Source organism: Lichenicoccus roseus, from assembly GCF_005844085.1.
Taxonomy (GTDB): domain Bacteria; phylum Pseudomonadota; class Alphaproteobacteria; order Acetobacterales; family Acetobacteraceae; genus Lichenicoccus; species Lichenicoccus roseus.
Genome location: NZ_VCDI01000009.1, coordinates 118,344 through 134,973 on the forward strand (window position 1 = coordinate 118,344; position 16,630 = coordinate 134,973).

General features: G+C 70.4%; 18 protein-coding genes. 11 read left to right on the plus strand and 7 right to left on the minus strand.

Annotation, left to right across the window (positions count from 1 at the left end; all coding sequences use genetic code 11):
• Window positions 1–15: 15 nt before the first annotated feature.
• The 5 genes from FE263_RS19330 to FE263_RS19350 all read right to left on the minus strand — a co-directional run bounded on the left by FE263_RS19330 (window position 16) and on the right by FE263_RS19350 (window position 5,370).
• On the minus strand, window positions 16–999 hold the full coding sequence (locus tag FE263_RS19330; RefSeq protein WP_138327673.1) for an ABC transporter permease: 984 nt from the start codon (window positions 997–999) through the stop codon (window positions 16–18).
• Complete coding sequence (locus tag FE263_RS19335) at window positions 996–2,597, minus strand: sugar ABC transporter ATP-binding protein (RefSeq protein ID WP_138327674.1); 1,602 nt, start codon at window positions 2,595–2,597, stop codon at window positions 996–998. The genes FE263_RS19330 and FE263_RS19335 overlap by 4 nt, the downstream gene beginning before the upstream one ends.
• A 28-nt stretch (window positions 2,598–2,625) precedes the next feature.
• A complete protein-coding gene (locus FE263_RS19340; RefSeq protein ID WP_138327675.1) occupies window positions 2,626–3,786 on the minus strand; it encodes a substrate-binding domain-containing protein in 1,161 nt (386 codons plus the stop codon).
• 124 nt (window positions 3,787–3,910) lie between these two features.
• Window positions 3,911–4,321, minus strand: a complete 411-nt coding sequence (locus tag FE263_RS19345; RefSeq protein WP_138327676.1) for a DUF4870 family protein — start codon at window positions 4,319–4,321, stop codon at window positions 3,911–3,913.
• Between the two features lie 155 nt (window positions 4,322–4,476).
• Complete coding sequence (locus tag FE263_RS19350; RefSeq protein ID WP_138327677.1) at window positions 4,477–5,370, minus strand: aldose 1-epimerase family protein; 894 nt, start codon at window positions 5,368–5,370, stop codon at window positions 4,477–4,479.
• A 79-nt stretch (window positions 5,371–5,449) separates the two neighbouring features.
• On the opposite strand from FE263_RS19350, the gene FE263_RS19355 reads away from it, so the two are divergent.
• The 8 genes from FE263_RS19355 to cobJ all read left to right on the plus strand — a co-directional run bounded on the left by FE263_RS19355 (window position 5,450) and on the right by cobJ (window position 12,388).
• Entirely contained in the window at window positions 5,450–6,943 is a 1,494-nt protein-coding gene (locus FE263_RS19355; RefSeq protein WP_171034228.1) for an FAD/NAD(P)-binding protein, read from the plus strand.
• A complete protein-coding gene (locus FE263_RS19360) occupies window positions 6,943–8,271 on the plus strand; it encodes an LLM class flavin-dependent oxidoreductase (RefSeq protein WP_205880469.1) in 1,329 nt (442 codons plus the stop codon). Before FE263_RS19355 ends, FE263_RS19360 begins: the two co-directional genes overlap by 1 nt.
• A gap of 242 nt (window positions 8,272–8,513) precedes the next feature.
• Entirely contained in the window at window positions 8,514–8,720 is a 207-nt protein-coding gene (locus tag FE263_RS19365) for a cold-shock protein (protein ID WP_138327680.1), read from the plus strand.
• Window positions 8,721–8,788: 68 nt separating this feature from the next.
• The gene (locus FE263_RS19370; RefSeq protein ID WP_138327681.1) at window positions 8,789–8,983 is read left to right on the plus strand and encodes a hypothetical protein; all 195 of its coding nucleotides are present in this window, start codon (window positions 8,789–8,791) and stop codon (window positions 8,981–8,983) included.
• 94 nt (window positions 8,984–9,077) lie between these two features.
• Window positions 9,078–10,232, plus strand: coding sequence for a precorrin-3B synthase (locus FE263_RS19375; protein ID WP_138327682.1), 1,155 nt, complete (start codon window positions 9,078–9,080; stop codon window positions 10,230–10,232).
• Window positions 10,229–10,888 carry a precorrin-8X methylmutase gene (locus FE263_RS19380; protein WP_138327683.1) on the plus strand — a complete coding sequence of 220 codons (660 nt, stop codon included), beginning with the start codon at window positions 10,229–10,231 and terminating at the stop codon, window positions 10,886–10,888. The genes FE263_RS19375 and FE263_RS19380 overlap by 4 nt, the downstream gene beginning before the upstream one ends.
• Window positions 10,885–11,610: a precorrin-2 C(20)-methyltransferase gene (locus FE263_RS19385; RefSeq protein WP_138327684.1), complete on the plus strand. Its 726-nt coding sequence runs from the start codon at window positions 10,885–10,887 to the stop codon at window positions 11,608–11,610. The genes FE263_RS19380 and FE263_RS19385 overlap by 4 nt, the downstream gene beginning before the upstream one ends.
• A gap of 22 nt (window positions 11,611–11,632) precedes the next feature.
• On the plus strand, window positions 11,633–12,388 hold the full coding sequence (cobJ, locus tag FE263_RS19390; RefSeq protein WP_138327685.1) for a precorrin-3B C(17)-methyltransferase: 756 nt from the start codon (window positions 11,633–11,635) through the stop codon (window positions 12,386–12,388).
• Here cobJ and FE263_RS19395 read toward each other — a convergent pair.
• Window positions 12,364–13,125: a cobalt-precorrin-6A reductase gene (locus FE263_RS19395; RefSeq protein WP_138327686.1), complete on the minus strand. Its 762-nt coding sequence runs from the start codon at window positions 13,123–13,125 to the stop codon at window positions 12,364–12,366. The two genes, cobJ and FE263_RS19395, sit on opposite strands and share 25 nt — an antisense overlap.
• A gap of 11 nt (window positions 13,126–13,136) precedes the next feature.
• Between FE263_RS19395 and cbiE the strand changes: the two genes are divergently transcribed.
• The 3 genes from cbiE to cobM are packed head-to-tail and all read left to right on the plus strand — an operon-like array spanning window position 13,137 to window position 15,500.
• Window positions 13,137–14,342 carry a precorrin-6y C5,15-methyltransferase (decarboxylating) subunit CbiE gene (cbiE, locus tag FE263_RS19400; protein ID WP_138327687.1) on the plus strand — a complete coding sequence of 402 codons (1,206 nt, stop codon included), beginning with the start codon at window positions 13,137–13,139 and terminating at the stop codon, window positions 14,340–14,342.
• Window positions 14,335–14,721, plus strand: coding sequence for a cobalamin biosynthesis protein (locus tag FE263_RS19405; RefSeq protein ID WP_240759953.1), 387 nt, complete (start codon window positions 14,335–14,337; stop codon window positions 14,719–14,721). The genes cbiE and FE263_RS19405 overlap by 8 nt, the downstream gene beginning before the upstream one ends.
• A complete protein-coding gene (cobM, locus tag FE263_RS19410) occupies window positions 14,718–15,500 on the plus strand; it encodes a precorrin-4 C(11)-methyltransferase (protein WP_138327688.1) in 783 nt (260 codons plus the stop codon). Before FE263_RS19405 ends, cobM begins: the two co-directional genes overlap by 4 nt.
• Here the strand turns inward: cobM and FE263_RS19415 are convergent.
• Window positions 15,443–16,582, minus strand: coding sequence for a cobalt-precorrin-5B (C(1))-methyltransferase (locus tag FE263_RS19415; protein WP_138327689.1), 1,140 nt, complete (start codon window positions 16,580–16,582; stop codon window positions 15,443–15,445). The two genes, cobM and FE263_RS19415, sit on opposite strands and share 58 nt — an antisense overlap.
• Between the last annotated feature and the right edge of the window lie 48 nt (window positions 16,583–16,630).

A 16,630-nucleotide genomic window follows, 5' to 3' on the forward strand; every position in this document is an offset into this window, starting at 1 on the left:
GGTCCCTGACCTTCCTCAGCGCCGGTTGAGCGCAACCGCCAGGATGATGATCGCCCCCTTGATCACCTCCTGGATGCTGGTCGACAGCCCCATCACCAGCAGACCGAAGCCCAGGATGCCGATGAAGATGGCGCCGACCACGGAGCCCAGGATGCCGCCGATGCCGCCGAACAGGCTGGTGCCGCCGATGATCACCGCGGCAATGACGTCGAGTTCCAGGCCGGTGCCGAGGCTGGGATTGCCGGCGGTCGAGCGTGCCGCCAGCAGCATGCCGGCGAGGGCGGCGGTCGTACTCACCAGCATGAAGGACGCGATCTTGATGCGATCTGTCTTGATGCCGGAGAAGCGCGCGGCCACCAGGTTGCCGCCGACCGCATAGACCTGGCGTCCGAAGACCGTCATCGACAGCAGGTAGAAGCCGACCGCCACCAGCAGCAGGGTCCACCAGATCGGCACCGGCAGGCCGACATAGCTCGCGTTCCAGAACAGGTTGCTGAACCGGTCGTCGACGATCGGCACCGGCTCGGTATCGGTGACGGTCAGCGCCAGGCCCGAGAACACGCTCAGCATGCCGAGCGTCACCAGGAACGACGGGATGCGCAGCTTGGTGACCAGGATGCCGTTGATGAAGCCGATGAACGCGCCCATCGCCAGCACCGCCAGCACGGCCACGATCGTCGGCACGTTGCGCTCCAGCAGCAGTCCCACCACCATGCTGGCCCAGCTCGCCACCGAGCCGACCGACAGGTCGATTTCGGCGCAGATGATCACGAAGGTCATGCCGACGGCGATGATCGACACCAGCGCGGTGATGCGCAGGATCGCCTCCGCCGTCGACACGGTGGCGAAGTTCGGCGCGAAAACGACGAAGAACAGCGTGACGGCGGCGAAGATCAGGTAGGTCGGGCGCTGCATCAGCAACGTCCAGGCGCGCCTGGCGATGGTGTCGGGGCGGTCGGCGCTCCCGGCCGCTCCAGGCAGCGTGTTCGGCAGGCTCACGCCATGATCTCCTTGGTGTCGGCCCCGGCCTCGACGCGAGCCGCGACGTCGGCCTGCAGGATGCCGCGCAACTCGGCCTCGTCGCGCACCTGGTGCAGTTCGCGGGTGATGCGTCCGTCCACCAGGGTCAGGATGCGGTCGGCGGCGCCGGTGATCTCGTCGAGCTCCGAGGAGATCAGCAGCACGCCGACCCCGCTGGCCGCCACCGCGCGCATCAGCGCCCGCATGTCCGCCTTGGCGTTGACGTCGACGCCGTTGGTGGGCTCGTCCAGGATCAGCAGGCCGGGCTTGGTCGCCAGCCACTTGGCGAACACGATCTTCTGCTGGTTGCCACCGCTGAGCTCGCCGACGCGCTGGCTGGAAGCGCGGGCGACGATGCCGAGCTGGGAGCGATAGCTCTCGAACAGCTGCGCGATCCGGCTGTCCGAGACGTAAGGCAACCCGAAGCGGCCCAGCAGCCGGCCGAGATTGGGCAGTGCCACGTTGGCGGCGAGCGAGTGGTCCAGTACCAGCCCCTCCAGCCGGCGATCCTCCGGCACGAAGCCGATGCCGGCGGCGACCGCACGCGCCGCATCGCCGAGCCGGAGCGGACGGCCTGTCACCACGACCTCGCCGGTCGCGTCCGGGATCAAGCCGAACAAGGCCTTCGCCAGGGTGGAGCGGCCCGAGGCGACCAGCCCGGCAAGGCCGACGATCTCACCGCGGCCGATGGTGAAGTTGATGTCGCGCAGCTTGGTCGCGGTGCCGAGGCCGGTGACCTGCAGCGCAAGGCCGGTCTCCGTGCGCGGGACCGGCGCGGCATCGGGCAACGCCGTCACTGCCGGCAATGCGGAGGCAGTGGTCTTGGACATCAGCTGGGAGACCTCGGCGATCGAGGTTGCGGCAGGCACCAGCGGACCAATCAGGCGGCCGTCCTTGACGATGCTCAGCCGGTTGGCGAGGCGGAAGATCTCCGCCATGCGGTGGCTGATATAGATCAGCCCCATGCCGCGCGCCTTGAGCTCGTCCATGATCGAGAACAGCCGCTCCTCCTCGCGCAGGCTCAGCGAAGAGGTCGGCTCGTCCATCACCAGCACGCGCGCGCCCTGCGAGACCGCCTTCAGCACCTCGACCATCTGGCGCTGCGCGAAGCCGAGATCGCGGACTTCTCGCCCGGCACGCAGCGGGAATCCGTAATGGTCGATGATCTCCTGGGCGTTGCCGGCCAGGCGGCGATGGTCGATGCGCCAGCCCGGCAGGCGTGGTTCGCGCCCGAGCAGGATGTTCTGCCCGACCGTGAGGTTCGGCAGCAGGCTGAGCTCCTGGAAGATCATCGAGATGCCGTGCGCGCGATGATCCTGCACCGAGGTGCCGACGATGTTCTCGCCATCGAGGGTGATGCTGCCGGCATCCGGCGCGTACACTCCCATCAGGATCTTCATCAGCGTCGACTTGCCGGCGCCGTTCTCGCCCAGCAGGGCGTGCACCTCGCCGGCAGCGACCTCGAAATCGATGTCACGCAGCACCCGGTTCTCGCCGAACGACTTCGAGATGCCGCGCATCGAAACCAGCGGGGCGGCGACGGGCGGGTTGGCGACGGACAGTCCGGCCTCGGTCACGCTGCCTGATACCTTCAGGATGGGGTCCTCAGAAGCAGTTGCCGTTGCAGACCTTGACCACCGATGCCGGCGGTTCCTGCTTGGTGACCTCCTTGAGCGCGCTGAGCAGATCGATCTTCTTCACCCGCAGGGTCGGCACCGCGACGAACGGCGGCACCTTGTGGCCGAGCAGCGCCAGCGCCGCCGACTTCGCCTCGGCAACGCCCTGGTCATACGGACGCTGGGCGCCGACGGCGTAGAAGTCGCCGCGCGCAACGTACAGCGCGCTGTCGTCGGCGATGTCGTTGGTGGTGACCACGATGCTGCGGCCGAGCGTCTTGGCGGCGGAGACGACGCCCTCGGCCGGGGTGTCCCAAGCGGCGAAGATGCCCTTGAGGTTGGGATGCGCGGTCAGCATCGCGGTGGCGACGCCATAGGCCTTCTCTGGCGATGTGATGGTGCCGATGCCCACCAGCTTGATGCCGGGATACTCGGCGAAGGCCTGCTTGGCGCCGGTCTTACGCACCGCCACCGAGTAGTAGTAGTCGTACACCAGGGTGATGATGCCGACCTCGCCCTGGCCGCCGATCTTCTCGGACAGCTCCTTGGCGGCATAGTAGGCGTTCTTCTGGTTGTCCGACGCGGTCACCGAGACGTAGTCCTTGCCGGGCGCCATGCCGACCGGGACGTTGTCCATGAACACCAGCTTGATCCCGGCCTGCGCCACCTTCTTGTAGGCCGCGGCCTCGGATTGCGGATCGATCGGGATCGAGAAGATCACATCCGGCTTGCGCGCGGTCATCTGCTCCAAATCGGAGATCTGCCGGCCGGGCTGGAACTTGGCGTCGGTCACGCCGACCACCCTGATGCCGAGGTCGCGCAGGGTGTTCGAGATGCCCTGCTCCTGCAGCTTCGGCCAGCCGGCGTCCATGGTGTGCAGGCAGATCCCGGCGGTGAAGTGGCCGGCCTTGAGCTTGGCGAGGTCGTCCGGGGTGAAGGTGAGGGCGTCCGGCGTCACCGCGATTGGGCCGTCCGGATACCCCGGCACCGGCTGGCCATGCTCGGTCAGCGGCAGCGGCTTGAGCAGCTCGGTGGCCTCGGGCGGGATCTTGTCGGGCCAGTGGTAGCTCTGCGCCAGCGCCGGTGCCGCGAGGGTTCCGGTCAGCAGGCAGGCCGCCGCATGTCGCAGCACCGATCTCGTCGTCCTCATGGCCCGTCCCCGCGCGCGGCCCCGATCTGGGGCTCTGATTGTCCGGCCGGTGATCGGCCGCGCGGCATCTTTCTTGCGAAAATCGCACGTTGGCAAGCCGGCCGGGCGGCGGTGCGGCTCCGGCCTAGCGGATCGGCAGGCCGCGGCTGAGCCGCTGCAGTCCTTTCACGATGGCCCAGATGGTCCAGGCCAGCCACCAGACCCCGATTGCCCAGGGGATCACAAGGAACACCAGCCCGATACCGAATGTCAGCGCCCCGAAACCGATGACCAGCCCATGCAGGACGAAGATCGCGATCCCGGCCAGGATGCAATGCCAGAAGATGCGGATCTGCCAGTCCAGGTGCGAGCGCGCGAGGGCGGAAGCGCGGCCGCGCCGGGCATAGGCGAGTACGACCCCGATCACCGCGGTGACGCCGGTGAAGAAGCCGGCGATGTAGAGCGCGTAGTTCAGGTTGGCGACGAAGCGACCGCCGTCGTCGCCGTAGGCGATCGGCTCGCCGAGGGTCCAGCGATCGATCGGGCGGTAGGTCATGGCGAAGCTCCTGTTGCATGTCGGGTCATGACGAATGTTTGGCAAGCCGTGTGCCAGGGCAGGACCCGCGGTCCGCCGCCACCTCGATGCCGGTCAGCCGCTTCCGCTTGGCCTGGCGCACCAAGAAGTGGCGCACCAGGAAGTGGCGTGCCGCATCATGCGATCCGCTCCGGGGTCACCGTCCAGGCGGCGCCGATGCTGCCGCCGGGCGGGATCATCATCAGGTGCGGCTTGTCCATGAACTCGCCCTCGAAGTCCTGCGGGCTGGCCAGGCCGTTCCAGGGCTCGATGCAGAGGAACGGCGCGGTGCCGTCGCCCACCGGTTTCGACCAGATGCCGAGCTGGCTGAAATTGGTCCAGCCGATGCGCAGCGCCGGACCGTCCGGGATGCCGTAGCGGAGGCCGCGACTGACGGGCTCGTCCAGGATGACCGCGTCATCGGTGAACAGCGACGGCGTCAGCTCCAGCCGGCGGCCGCGCACCGGGCTCGGTTCTACGTCGGGCCGCAGCAATCCCCCGGTGACGCGTCGGATCGGCGCCGGCTCCTCGCTGTCGAACAGGATCTCGTGGGCGTCGGCGGCAAGGCCAGGCTCGAGCGGCCAGGCGAAGGCCGGATGCGCGCCGAGCGAGGCGGGGAGCACGTCATGGCCGGGATTGGCCAGGTGGTAGCTGACTGTCAGGGTCGACCCGTCGATGCCGTAGGCAATCTCGAGACGGAAGCCGAACGGATAGATCGCCCGGCTCTGCTCGTCATCCTCCAGCACCAGCCGGCACTCGGAGCGGTCGCGCTCGATGAAGGTGAAGGCACGGTCTCGCGCGAAGCCATGCTGGGTCATTCTCGTGGCGGCTCCGTCGTGCAGCAGCCGGTCGCCGGCCAGCCTGCCGACGATCGGGAACAGCACGGGTGCGTGGCGCGGCCATTCCGGACCGGCCTGCCAGAGCAGCTCCCGTCCACCCGCGGTGCGGATGGAGTGCAGCTCGGCGCCGTCGGTGGAGATCGTGGCGGAAAGGCCGCCATCCTGGATCGTATGCAGCTCGCCAGCGCTCATCGGAATGTCTCCTGCCTCTGCCATTCGGGGCGCGGCGGCGTGGCTTGCACCGGCCGCGCGGCCGGACCAGCATGACCTTATGACGCCTCCTGCACCGGGCATACCCGCTCCCGCCATCCGACCCGGGGCACGCATCGCGATCCTGGGCGGCGGCCTCAGCGGCGCGCTGTTCGCGCTCCATCTGCTGCGTGACCACCCGGCGCTGCCCTTCGTCATCGACATCGTCGAGCCGCGCGAACGGCTCGGCGCCGGCCTCGCCTACGACACCGACAACCCGATGTTGCGGATCAATGTCTCGGCGGCGCGGATGGCGCTGTTCGACGAGGACCGCACCCACTTCGACCGCTGGCTGCGCGCCCGCGGGTTGCCCGAGGACCCCGACGCGGAACGGCCGGACGGCACCCTGTTCCCCCGCCGCTGCCTGTTCGGGATCTATGTCGCCGGGCTACTCGCCGATGCCGCGGCGTCGTCCGCCGGACCGGCGCGATTGCGTCACGTGCGCGACCGCGCGGTCGCGGTCGAGGGGGCGGCAGGCGATCCGCCGGGAAGCCGGGGCTTCGCGATCGAACTTGCCGGCGGCGGCACCGTGGCGGCCGACCTGGTGGTGCTGGCGATGAGCCATCCGCCGGCCGCCTTGCCGGCGCCGCTGCGTGACCTGCCGGAGCCTGTCGCGTCCCGCGTGCTGGCAGACCCGTGGGACAGCCGGGCACTGGACTCGATCCCCTACGGCGACCGCGTGGTGGTGATCGGCACCGGGCTGACCGGCTGCGACGTGATCGCCGGTCTGCGTGGCCAGGGTCCGAAGCATGGCGGCCATCGTGGTCCGATCGTCGGATTGTCCCGGCACGGCCTGCTGCCGCGGCCGCGCACGGCGCTGCCGGTGGAGGCGTACGGCGACTTCACCACCGGGCCCGCCACCGACGCGCTGGCGCTGTTGCGGCGGGTGCGCGCCGCGATCGCCGGTTGCGAGGCTGCCGGGCGTCCATGGGAGGACGTGGTCGATGCCCTGCGCAAGCAGGCCTTCGTGCTCTGGAACGCGCTGCCGAAATCCGAGCAGCGCCGGGCGCTACGGCATCTGCGCACGTTCTGGGACGTGCATCGCTACCAGTGTGCGCCGCAGATCGACGAGACCATGCGGGCGGCGCAGGCCGACGGACAACTTGAGATCGTCGCGGCCAGCCTGCGCGGTGTCGAGGCCGCCCCGGACGGCGGCGTGGTGCTGACGCTGCATCCGCGCCATGCCCCCGACGTTGTCCGGCGCCGGCTGCAGACCGACTGGATCGTGAACTGCACCGGGCCTGCGCATGGTGGCGTGCTGTCCAGCAATCCGCTGCTCGGCGCGATGGCGGCGGCCGGCATGCTGGTGGCCGATCCGACCGGCCTCGGCATCGCCGTCGATGCCGACGCGCACCTGTTGCGGCCGGACGGCAGCGCCTGGCCGTCGCTGTTCGTGGTCGGGCCGCTGGCGCGCGGCACCTTCGGCGAGCTGATGGGCCTGCCGCAGATCTCGATGCAGCCGCGCGCCCTGGCGGCGCATGTCGCGTCCCTCGCCGGAAAGGCGCTGGCAGCGTGATGCAGGAGATCCGCTTCAACGCCTTCACGATGAACTGCATCGGCCACCAGTCGCCCGGGCTGTGGACCCATCCGCGCTGCCGTTCGACCGGGTTCAACACGCTGGCGTACTGGACCGACCTCGCGCGCATCCTCGAGCAGGGGCTGTTCGACGGCGTGTTCCTGGCGGACGTGCTCGGGGTGTACGACGTCTATGGCGGCAACGCCGATGCCGCGCTGAAGGCCGCGACGCAGGTGCCCGCCGGCGACCCGATGCTGCTGATCCCGGTGATGGCGATGGTGACGCGGGATCTTGGCTTCGGCGTCACCTCCAGCCTTTCGTACGAGCCGGTGTTCCCGTTCGCGCGTCGCATGTCGACGCTCGACCACCTGACCGGCGGCCGGGTCGGCTGGAATATCGTGACGTCCTACCTGGACAGCGCCGCCCGGGCCTCGGGCCAGACGAGGCAACGTGCGCATGACGACCGCTACGATGTCGCCGAGGACTACATGCAGGCGATCCTGGCGCTGTGGGAGCGGAGCTGGGAGGACGGCGCCGTGCTCGCCGACCGCGCGCGTGCGATCTATGCCGACCCGTCACGGGTGCACCGGATCCAGCATCACGGCCCGCATGTGCAGCTCGACGCCGTCCACCTGCAGGAGCCGTCGCCGCAGCGCACGCCGGTGCTCTACCAGGCCGGCAGTTCGCCGCGCGGGCGCGAATTCGCGGCGCGCTATGCGGAATGCGTGTTCGTGTCCGGCCCGACGGCGGCGATCGTGGGCGCGCGAGCCCAGGCGATCCGGGCCCTGGCAACCGCGGCCGGGCGGGATGCGGCGGCGATCCGCTGCTTCTCGCTCGCTACCGTGATCGTGGCCGAGACCGATGCCGAGGCGCGGGGGCTGCTGGAGGAGTATCGGGGCCATGTCAGCCACGAGGGCGCGCTGGCGCTGATGTCGGGCTGGACCGGCGTCGATCTGTCCAGCCTGCCGCCCGACCAGGCGATCCGGCATGTCGAGAACGATGCCGGCCGCTCGGCGCTGGACAACATCACCCGGGCGGACCCGGACCGCAGCTGGACGGTGCGCGATGTGGCCGAGCATGTCGGCATCGGCGGGATCGGTCCGGTGTTCACAGGCAGCGCCGTCTCCGTGGCCGACCGGCTCGAGGCCTGGGTGGCGGAGAGCGGCATCGAGGGGTTCAATCTCTGCTCGGTGGTGGCCCATGAGACGTTCGAGGCGGTGGGTCGCCTGCTGGTTCCGGAACTGCAGCGTCGCGGCCGGTTCAAGCGCGCCTACCGGCCGGGGACCTTGCGGGAAAAACTCGGCGGGACCGCACGAACACGTCGCTGAGTTGAAACTTGGATGGCTGGATTAAGTTTAAGTCATTATTGTTGATCAACATTGCCGTGTTATGGGAAAATACTTGAAAATAACTAGTGTCGAATTGCCTGGCGTCCTGTAGGGTAGCGTACGGTTAATTTCTAACCGGGGCAAAATCTCGGTTCTGTTTCGCGTGTGTGCCTCCCGGTTCCCGAAAATAGAAGTGAAGAGCCCTGCCGCTGCGCAGGGATTGCCGGCAACGGAGATACGTGATGTCGACAGGTACGGTTAAGTGGTTCAACAGCCAGAAGGGCTTCGGTTTCATCGAGCCGACTGATGGCTCCAAGGATGTGTTCGTGCATGTGTCCGCTGTCGAGCGGGCAGGGCTTTCGACCCTGAACGAGGGCCAGAAGCTCAGCTACGAGCTCGAGCGCGGGCAGCAGGGCAAGGTGTCGGCAGTCAACCTGCAGGCAACCTGATTGGTTGGCGGCGCCTCGGCGCCGCCAATTGTCCTTCTGCTGAACCTCTTCTCCTGGAGAAAGTCTGAGTGGCGAAACACAAGTTTGCCGTCGGCGATCGCGTCGCACTGCTGCATAACAGCTCGAACATCAACGTGCGCCCCGGCGTTTACACCATCGTCCGCGCCATGCCGGTGACAAGCCAGGGCTGTCAGTACCGCGCCAAGAATACGATGGACAACCACGAGCGCGTCTTCGACGAAGTCCAGCTTCGCGAGGCTTGATCCCCCGGCAGATCCGGGCGTGACCTTGCCGACCTCTGGGTCGTAGCCGACCCTGCCCTCCGGAGATGGGATCTCATCCTCCCGGAGGAGTGCAGTGACCGAAGTTCGCGGCTGGTGTCCGGACCTGTTCAGGCCGATGCAGTCCGGCGACGGCTGGCTGATCCGCGTGCGGCCGAGGTTGGCGCGGGTGATGGCCGAGCAGGCGTCAGCCGTCTCTGCGGCGGCGGCACGGTACGGCAACGGGCTGATCGAATTGACCAGCCGTGGCAACCTCCAATTGCGTGGCTTCACTTCCGGATCGGCCACCGAAGCGGCAGGTTGCCTGGCAGAAGCCGGCCTTGCCGATCCTGACCCGGCGCGCGAACGCCGATCCTCCCTCATCCTGTCGCCGTTGCTGCCGCCGGACGGATTGGCCGTGGCGGTCCTCCTTGGCGACACCTTCGCCCCATCTCCCCTCATCGACCTCCTGCCACCGAAATTTGCCACCGGTATAAGCGCCGGCCGTTTTCCGCTGGCGGATGGCCAGGTCGACCTGCTGATCCGCCCGCTTGGCAGCCAGTGGCATGCCTCCCTTGGAGCGCGCAGCGTGCTTGCAGCCGTCGAAGGCTTGCCGGCGGCTGCCTTGTCGCTGCTCGGCGGATCGCCGCCAATGCGCAAGCGGGGTCAGGCCGGCGCCGCGCCCACGCTCACCATCGGCTGGCACCCGGCCGCCGCCGGAGAGGCATCGGGGGGTGCCTTCGGCTTCGGCCTTCCCTTCGGGCAACTCGATGCCGACCTGATGCACAAGCTGGCTTCGCTCGCCGTCCGGCATGGCGACGGCCTGCTGCACGTCACCCCCTGGCGCACGCTTCTGATCTCAGGGGTCGATGATGCTGCCGTGCCGTTGCTCCGCCACGCACTCTCCGGCCTGGTGCTGGATGCCGACGATCCGCGCCTACTTGTCAGCGCCTGCATCGGCGCTGCCGGCTGCAGCAGCGGCCGGACCGACGCGCGCACGGATGCGCTCGCATTGCTGCGTCTCGGCGTCCGGGCGGCCTCGATCCATGTCTCCGGCTGCGCCAAGGGCTGTGCCCATCCCGGCCCGGCCGCGCTGACCCTGGTCGGCGAGGCGGTCCGGGACGGTAGCGGGGTGTACGCACTGGTGCGTGACGGGCCGGCAAGCCATACACCGCAGTCCGACGGGCTCGATTGCGCGCAACTCGCACGCCAACTCGTCCCTGATCGCGGCGGGAGTGCGGACCGGTCTTGAGAGAAGCCCATCAGAACCAGAACTCGGCCCCACGCGACGCCTACGAGCGCGACGGCGCCGCGATCTACGCGCGATCGTTCGCCATCATCCGCGCCGAGGCGGACCTGCGGCGGTTCGCGCCGGACGAGGCGCAGGTTGCGGTCCGGGTGATCCATGCCTGCGGCATGGTCGAGCTTGCGGCGAACCTGCGCTTCGGCCCCGGCTTCGTCGCCACCACCCGGAATGCCCTGCGGCGTGGCTGCCCGGTGCTGTGCGACTCCGAGATGGTCGCGCACGGTGTCACCCGGGCGCGGCTGCCGGCGCGGAACGAGGTGATCTGCACCCTGCGCGATCCGCGCACGCCGGACCTCGCGCGCCGCCTGGGCAACACCCGCTCGGCGGCGGCGCTGGAGCTTTGGGGGGACCGGCTCGGTGGCGCCGTGGTGGCCATCGGAAACGCGCCCACCGCCCTGTTCCACCTGCTCGACATGCTGGCAGCCGGCGCACCCGCGCCCGCCGGCATCATCGGCATGCCGGTCGGCTTCGTCGGTGCGGTGGAAAGCAAGCAGGCGCTGGAGGCCTATGCCACCGTGCCGTATGCGATCGTGGCCGGGCGCCAGGGTGGCAGCGCGATGGCGGCCGGCTGCCTCAACGCGCTGGCCAGCGAGGCGGAGTGAGCGGCGTCCTGCAGGTCGTCGGCATGGGTCCCGGCGATCCCGACCTGCTGACGCTGAAGGCGGTGCGGCTGATCGAGGCGGCGCCGGTGGTGGCGTTCTTCGCCAAGCGGGGACGCACCGGTCATGCGCGGCGCATCGCCGGCGACCGCATCGACGCACGGGCCGAGCTGCTGCGCTTCGAATATCCCTTCACCACCGAGCTTGCGGTGGAGGATCCGCGCTATCTCGCCGAGATCGGCCAATTCTACGAGGGCTGCGCGGCGCAGCTCGCCGAGCGCCTGGCAGGCGGCGATGACGTGGCCCTGCTGTGCGAGGGCGACCCGTTCTTCTACGGCTCGGCGATGTACCTTTTCGACCGGCTGCATCGCGAGTTCCGCACCGAGATCGTGCCCGGCGTCACCGGCATGAGCGGCTGCTGGTCTGCCGCCGGCATCCCGTTCACGCATGGCGACGACGTGCTGATGGTGCTGCCCGGCACCCTCGACCGGCAGGCGCTGGCGTCGCGCCTGGCGACCGCCGACGCCGCCGTCATCATGAAGGTCGGCAGCAACCTCGCCAAGATCCAGGCGGTGCTCGACGATGCCGGGCTGCTGTCGCGCGCGGTCTATGTCGAGAGCGGCATGATGCCGGGCCAGCGGATCCTGCCGCTCGCCGAGATGGCGGGGCAGGCGGCGCCGTATTTCTCCATGGTGCTGGTGCCGGGCAGGCGTCGGGCCAGATGAGCGCCAGGGCCATGGGCGCCCGATGACGGGGCGGCTGGTGATCGTCGGCCTGGGGCCCGGTGACGTCGCGATGCGCACGCCGCAGGTCGATGCGGCGCTGGCGGGGGCGACCGACCTGATCGGCTACGGGCCGTACCTGCAGCGCGTCGAAGCGGCGCCGGATGCGGTCCGCCACGCGTCCGACAACCGCGAGGAGCTGGATCGTGCCCGGCACGCCCTCACGCTTGCCGCCGCCGGGCGACGGGTCGCGGTGGTATCGTCGGGCGATGCCGGCGTGTTCGCCATGGCGAGCGCGGTGTTCGAGGCGATCGAGCATGGTGAACCGCAATGGCGCCTGCTCGACATCGCGGTGCTGCCCGGGATCTCGGCGATGCTGGCGGTGGCGGCGCGCGTCGGGGCGCCGCTCGGCCATGATTTCTGCGTGCTGTCGCTGTCGGATAACCTCAAGCCCTGGCCGCTGGTGCTGCGACGTCTGGATGCGGCGGCCTCGGCCGGGTTCAGCATGGCGCTGTACAATCCGGTCTCGACGGCACGGCCCTGGCAGCTCGGCGAGGCGCTTGCCCTGCTGCGCGACCGGCTGCCCGGCACCGTCCCGGTGGTGTTCGCCACCGCCGTCAGCCGCCCCGAGGAGCGCATCGTGCTGACCGACCTCGCCAACGCCATCCCGGCGCAGGCCGACATGCGCACGCTGATCCTGGTCGGCACCGAGACCAGCCGCCTCATCCCCCGGGGCGAGGGCCGCGCAGCGTTCCTCTACGCCCCGCGCGGCGCCGTCTGATGCAGGTGATCGAGCCACTCCAGGGCAGCAAGCGCATCCGGCACCTCCGCCGTCACCCTGTCGCCGCGCGGCCGGCCGATCATCACCACCTCGATGCCGGCCTCGCGTGCGGCCTGCAGCTTGGCGGCGGTGGCCTCGCCACCGGAGTTCTTGGTGACCAGCGTGTCGATGCCATGCTCCGCAAGCAGCGCGCGTTCCTCGGCAATCCCGAACGGCCCGCGCGACAGCAGCAGCGTCGCATGCGCCGGCAGCAGCGCCGGATCGGGCGCGTCGATGCAGCGCACCACGAAGCAATGCCGGCCGGCCGCGCGGAACGGTGCCAGCCCCTTGCTGCCGACCGTCAGCAGCACCTTGCGCGGTTCGTCACCAAGCGCAGCGGCGGCCCCGTCGGCATCAGCCACCCCGGTCCAGCGATCGCCCGGCTGCGCGGTCCAGGCGGGGCGGGCGACACGCAGCAACGCAATGCCGGTCTCGGCGGCAGCGCGCGCGGCGTTCCGGCTGATCCGGACCGCGTAGGGATGGGTGGCGTCGATGAGCGCCGCGATGGCCTCGGAGCGCAGCCAGCCGCTGAGCCCCGCCACGCCGCCGAATCCGCCGCTGCGGGTCTGGACATGGGGCGGATGCGGTGTGCGCGTCGCCCCGGCGAGCGAGTAGACCGGATCGAACCGCGGATCGCGCCGCAGGGCCTCGGCAACCGCCATGCCTTCGCCGGTGCCGCCCAGGATAAGGACGCGCATCCTTGGTCGCGATGAGCCAGCCTGCATGGCTGTCCATTCTGGGCATCGGCGAGGACGGTGTCGACGGGCTGTCCGGCACCGCCCGCCGCGTGCTGACGGAGGCGGCTTTCGTGTTCGGCGCCACCCGCCATCTTGCGCTGGGGTGCGACCTGATCCGCGGCGAGGCAATCCCCTGGCCGGTGCCGCTGGGCGATCCGGTGCCGCTGCTGCTGTCTCGCCGCCCGGGCCGCTGCGTCGTGCTGGCGTCGGGGGATCCGTTCTGGTTCGGCATCGGCAGCCTGCTGGCGCGCGGCATCCCGGCCGGCGAATTCATCTGCCTGCCGCAGCCATCGTCGTTCTCGCTGGCCTGCGCGCGGCTCGGCTGGAGCCTGCAGGCAACCGCCACGCTGTCCGTCTGCGGCCGCCCGGTCGACGCGTTGGCGCCGGCGCTGCAGCCGGGGGCGCGGCTCCTGGTGCTGTGCGCCGATGCCTCCAGCCCGGCGGCGATCGTCGGCCTGCTCGGGCAGCGCGGCTTCGAGGCGGCGACCTTGCACCTGATGCAGGCACTCGGCGGCCCGCGCGAGCGCATCGTGACGCTGCGCACCGACCAGGAGTTGCCCGGCGACATCGATCCGCTGACGGTGCTGGCGATCGAGTTGCCGCGCGGCGGCCGGTCCATCCCGATGGCCTGCGGGATCGACGATGCCGCTTTCGAACACGACGGCCAGATGACCCGCCGCGAGATCCGCGCCCTGACACTGTCGGCGCTGGCGCCGCGGCGGGGCGAGCTGCTGTGCGATATCGGCTGCGGCTCCGGCTCGATCGCCATCGAGTGGATGCTGCGTCATCCGGATTGCCGTGCCATCGGCATCGAGCCCGACCCCGAGCGCCGGGCACGGGCCGCGCGCAACGCCCGAGAGCTCGGCGTGCCCGCCCTGGACCTGCGCGAGGGCCTGGCTCCGGCCGCGCTCGATGGGCTTCCGGCCGCGGATGCGGTATTCATCGGCGGCGGCGCCGGCGACGACGGGGTGCTGGACGCCGCCCGCGCCCTGGTCCGTCCCGGTGGGCGGATGGTCGTCAATGCGGTGACGCTGGAGACCGAGGCGCTGCTGATCGCCCACCAGGCCAGCCACGGCGGCTTCCTCACGCGCTACGGCGTCGACCGGCTCGACCGGATCGGCAACCTGCACACGCTGCGTCCGGCGATGCGCATCCTGCAATGGGTCTGGCATGGCTGACCTGGTCGCCGCCGGGCTGGGCTGCCGTCGTGGCGTTCCGGCCGCTGCCGTGCTGGCGCTGCTGCGAGCCTGCGCGGCGGAGGCGGGCAGCACTCCCGGCCTGCTGGCGGTGCCCGACTTCAAGCGCGACGAGCCGGGCCTGGACGAGGCGGCCCGGCGACTCGGCCTGACCCTGCTGCGGGTGCCAAACGACCAGCTGCGCGCGCAACAGCCGCGTTGCGTGACGCGCTCGGCGCGTGTCGAGGATGCGGTCGGCCTGCCCAGCGTGGCCGAGGCCTGCGCTCTGGCGGCGCTCGGTCCGCAGGCACGCCTGCTGCTGCCGCGCCGGGCGGCGGACGGCGTCACCTGCGCGTTCGCCCTGCTGGAAGCAACGCCATGACGGTGCACTTCATCGGCGCCGGACCGGGGGCCGCCGACCTGCTGACGCTGCGCGGGCGGGACCTGCTGGCGGCCTGCCCGGTGTGCCTGTACGCCGGCTCGATCGTGCCGCGCGAGATGCTGGCGCATTGCCCGCCCGGCGCAAGGCTGGTCGATACCGCGCCGCTGGATCTCGACGCCATCGAGGCGGAGTTCGTCCGCGCGCATGCGGACGGGCAGGATGTCGCGCGCCTGCAGTCCGGCGACCTGTCGATCTACAGCGCGCTCGCCGAGCAGTTGCGCCGGCTCGATCGCGCGGGCATCCCGTACAGCCTGACACCCGGCGTTCCGGCCTTTGCCGCCGCCGCCGCAGCACTCGGCCGCGAGCTGACCGTGCCCGGGGTGGCACAGAGCGTGGTGCTGACCCGGATCTCCGGGCGCGCCTCGGCGATGCCGGAACGCGAGACGCTGGCCGCCTTCGCCACCACCGGCACGACCCTGGCCATCCACCTCGCCATCCACGCCATCGATCGCATCGTCGCGGAGCTGATGCCGTTCTACGATCCCGGTACGCCGGTCGCGGTGGTGGCGCGCGCGTCCTGGCCGGACCAGCGGATCATCCGCGGGACCCTTGCGACGGTCGGGGCGATGCTGCAGGCGGAGCCCATCGAGCGCACGGCTCTCGTGCTGGTCGGCCCGGCACTCGGCGAGACGGGCTCCGAGAGCGCGTTGTACAGCCCGGACTATGACCGGCGGTTCCGCACCGGTGTCATCACCGCCCGGCCGGAGAGCGCGCCTTGAGCATCGAACAGCACGATCTCGAGTTCCACCGGCACGTCTCCGGGCAACCCGTCGCCGAGCACCCCGGCGGCGACCTGCCAGGCCCTTGCCGCGATGCGGTCGCCCAGCGCCACGCCCGCCTCGCGCGCGATCGCGAAACCGTCGGCGGCGGTGTTGGCGGCGGCGATGCGCGGCACGTCCGCCGCCGGCACGCCTGCCTCGGCGGCGATGGCGGCGAGCGCGTCCCGGTCCACGCCGCCACGACCGGAATGCAGGTCCAGCCTTCCCTGCGCCAGCTTGGTGATCTTGCCGATGCCACCGGCGATGGTGATGCGCGGCACCGGGTGCAGCCTCAGATACTTCAGCATGCCGCCGGCGAAGTCGCCCATCTCGATCAGCGCCGTCTCGGGCAGGGCGTGCAGGCGCTGTACCGCTTCCTCGGAGGTACGCCCGGTGCTTCCTGCGACATGGTCGAGGCCGGTGGCGCGCGCTACGTCGATGCCGCGCCGGATGCTGTCGATCCAGGCGGCGCAGGAGAACGGCACCACGATGCCGGTGGTGCCCAGGATGGAGAGGCCGCCGACGATGCCGAGCCGGCCGTTCAGCGTGCGCAGCGCCAGCGCCTCGCCGCCGGGCACGCTGATCGTCACCAGCGCGTCGGGCGAGGACCGCACCGAGGCCAGCGCCTGCTCGATCATGCGACGCGGCGAGGGATTGATCGCAGGCTCGCCCGGCGGCAGCGGCAGGCCGGGACGGGTCACGGTCCCGACGCCCGGACCGGCACGGAACCGCACGCCGCTGCCCGGTGGCAGCAGCCGTACCTCGCTGCGGATCAGCGCGCCGTGCGTGACGTCTGGATCGTCGCCGGCATCCTTGACGATGCCGGCGCAGGCGGCTCCGTCGCCGGCCCGCTGTTCCGCCAGAGCGAAGCCCGGCGTGGCGCCGTTCGGCAGCGTGATGGTGACCGGATCGGGAAAGCCGCCGTGCAGCAGCGCCGAGTAGGCGGCCTTGGCGGCGGCGGCCGCGCAGGCGCCGGTGGTCCAGCCGCGTCGCAGCGGCCCCTTCGGCTTCAGCTCGTCCGGGATCGGCCCGTCTGGTGTCATCACGCTCCCGGCCATGCCCTGGGGTTGCGCATCGCATGACACGCGGTC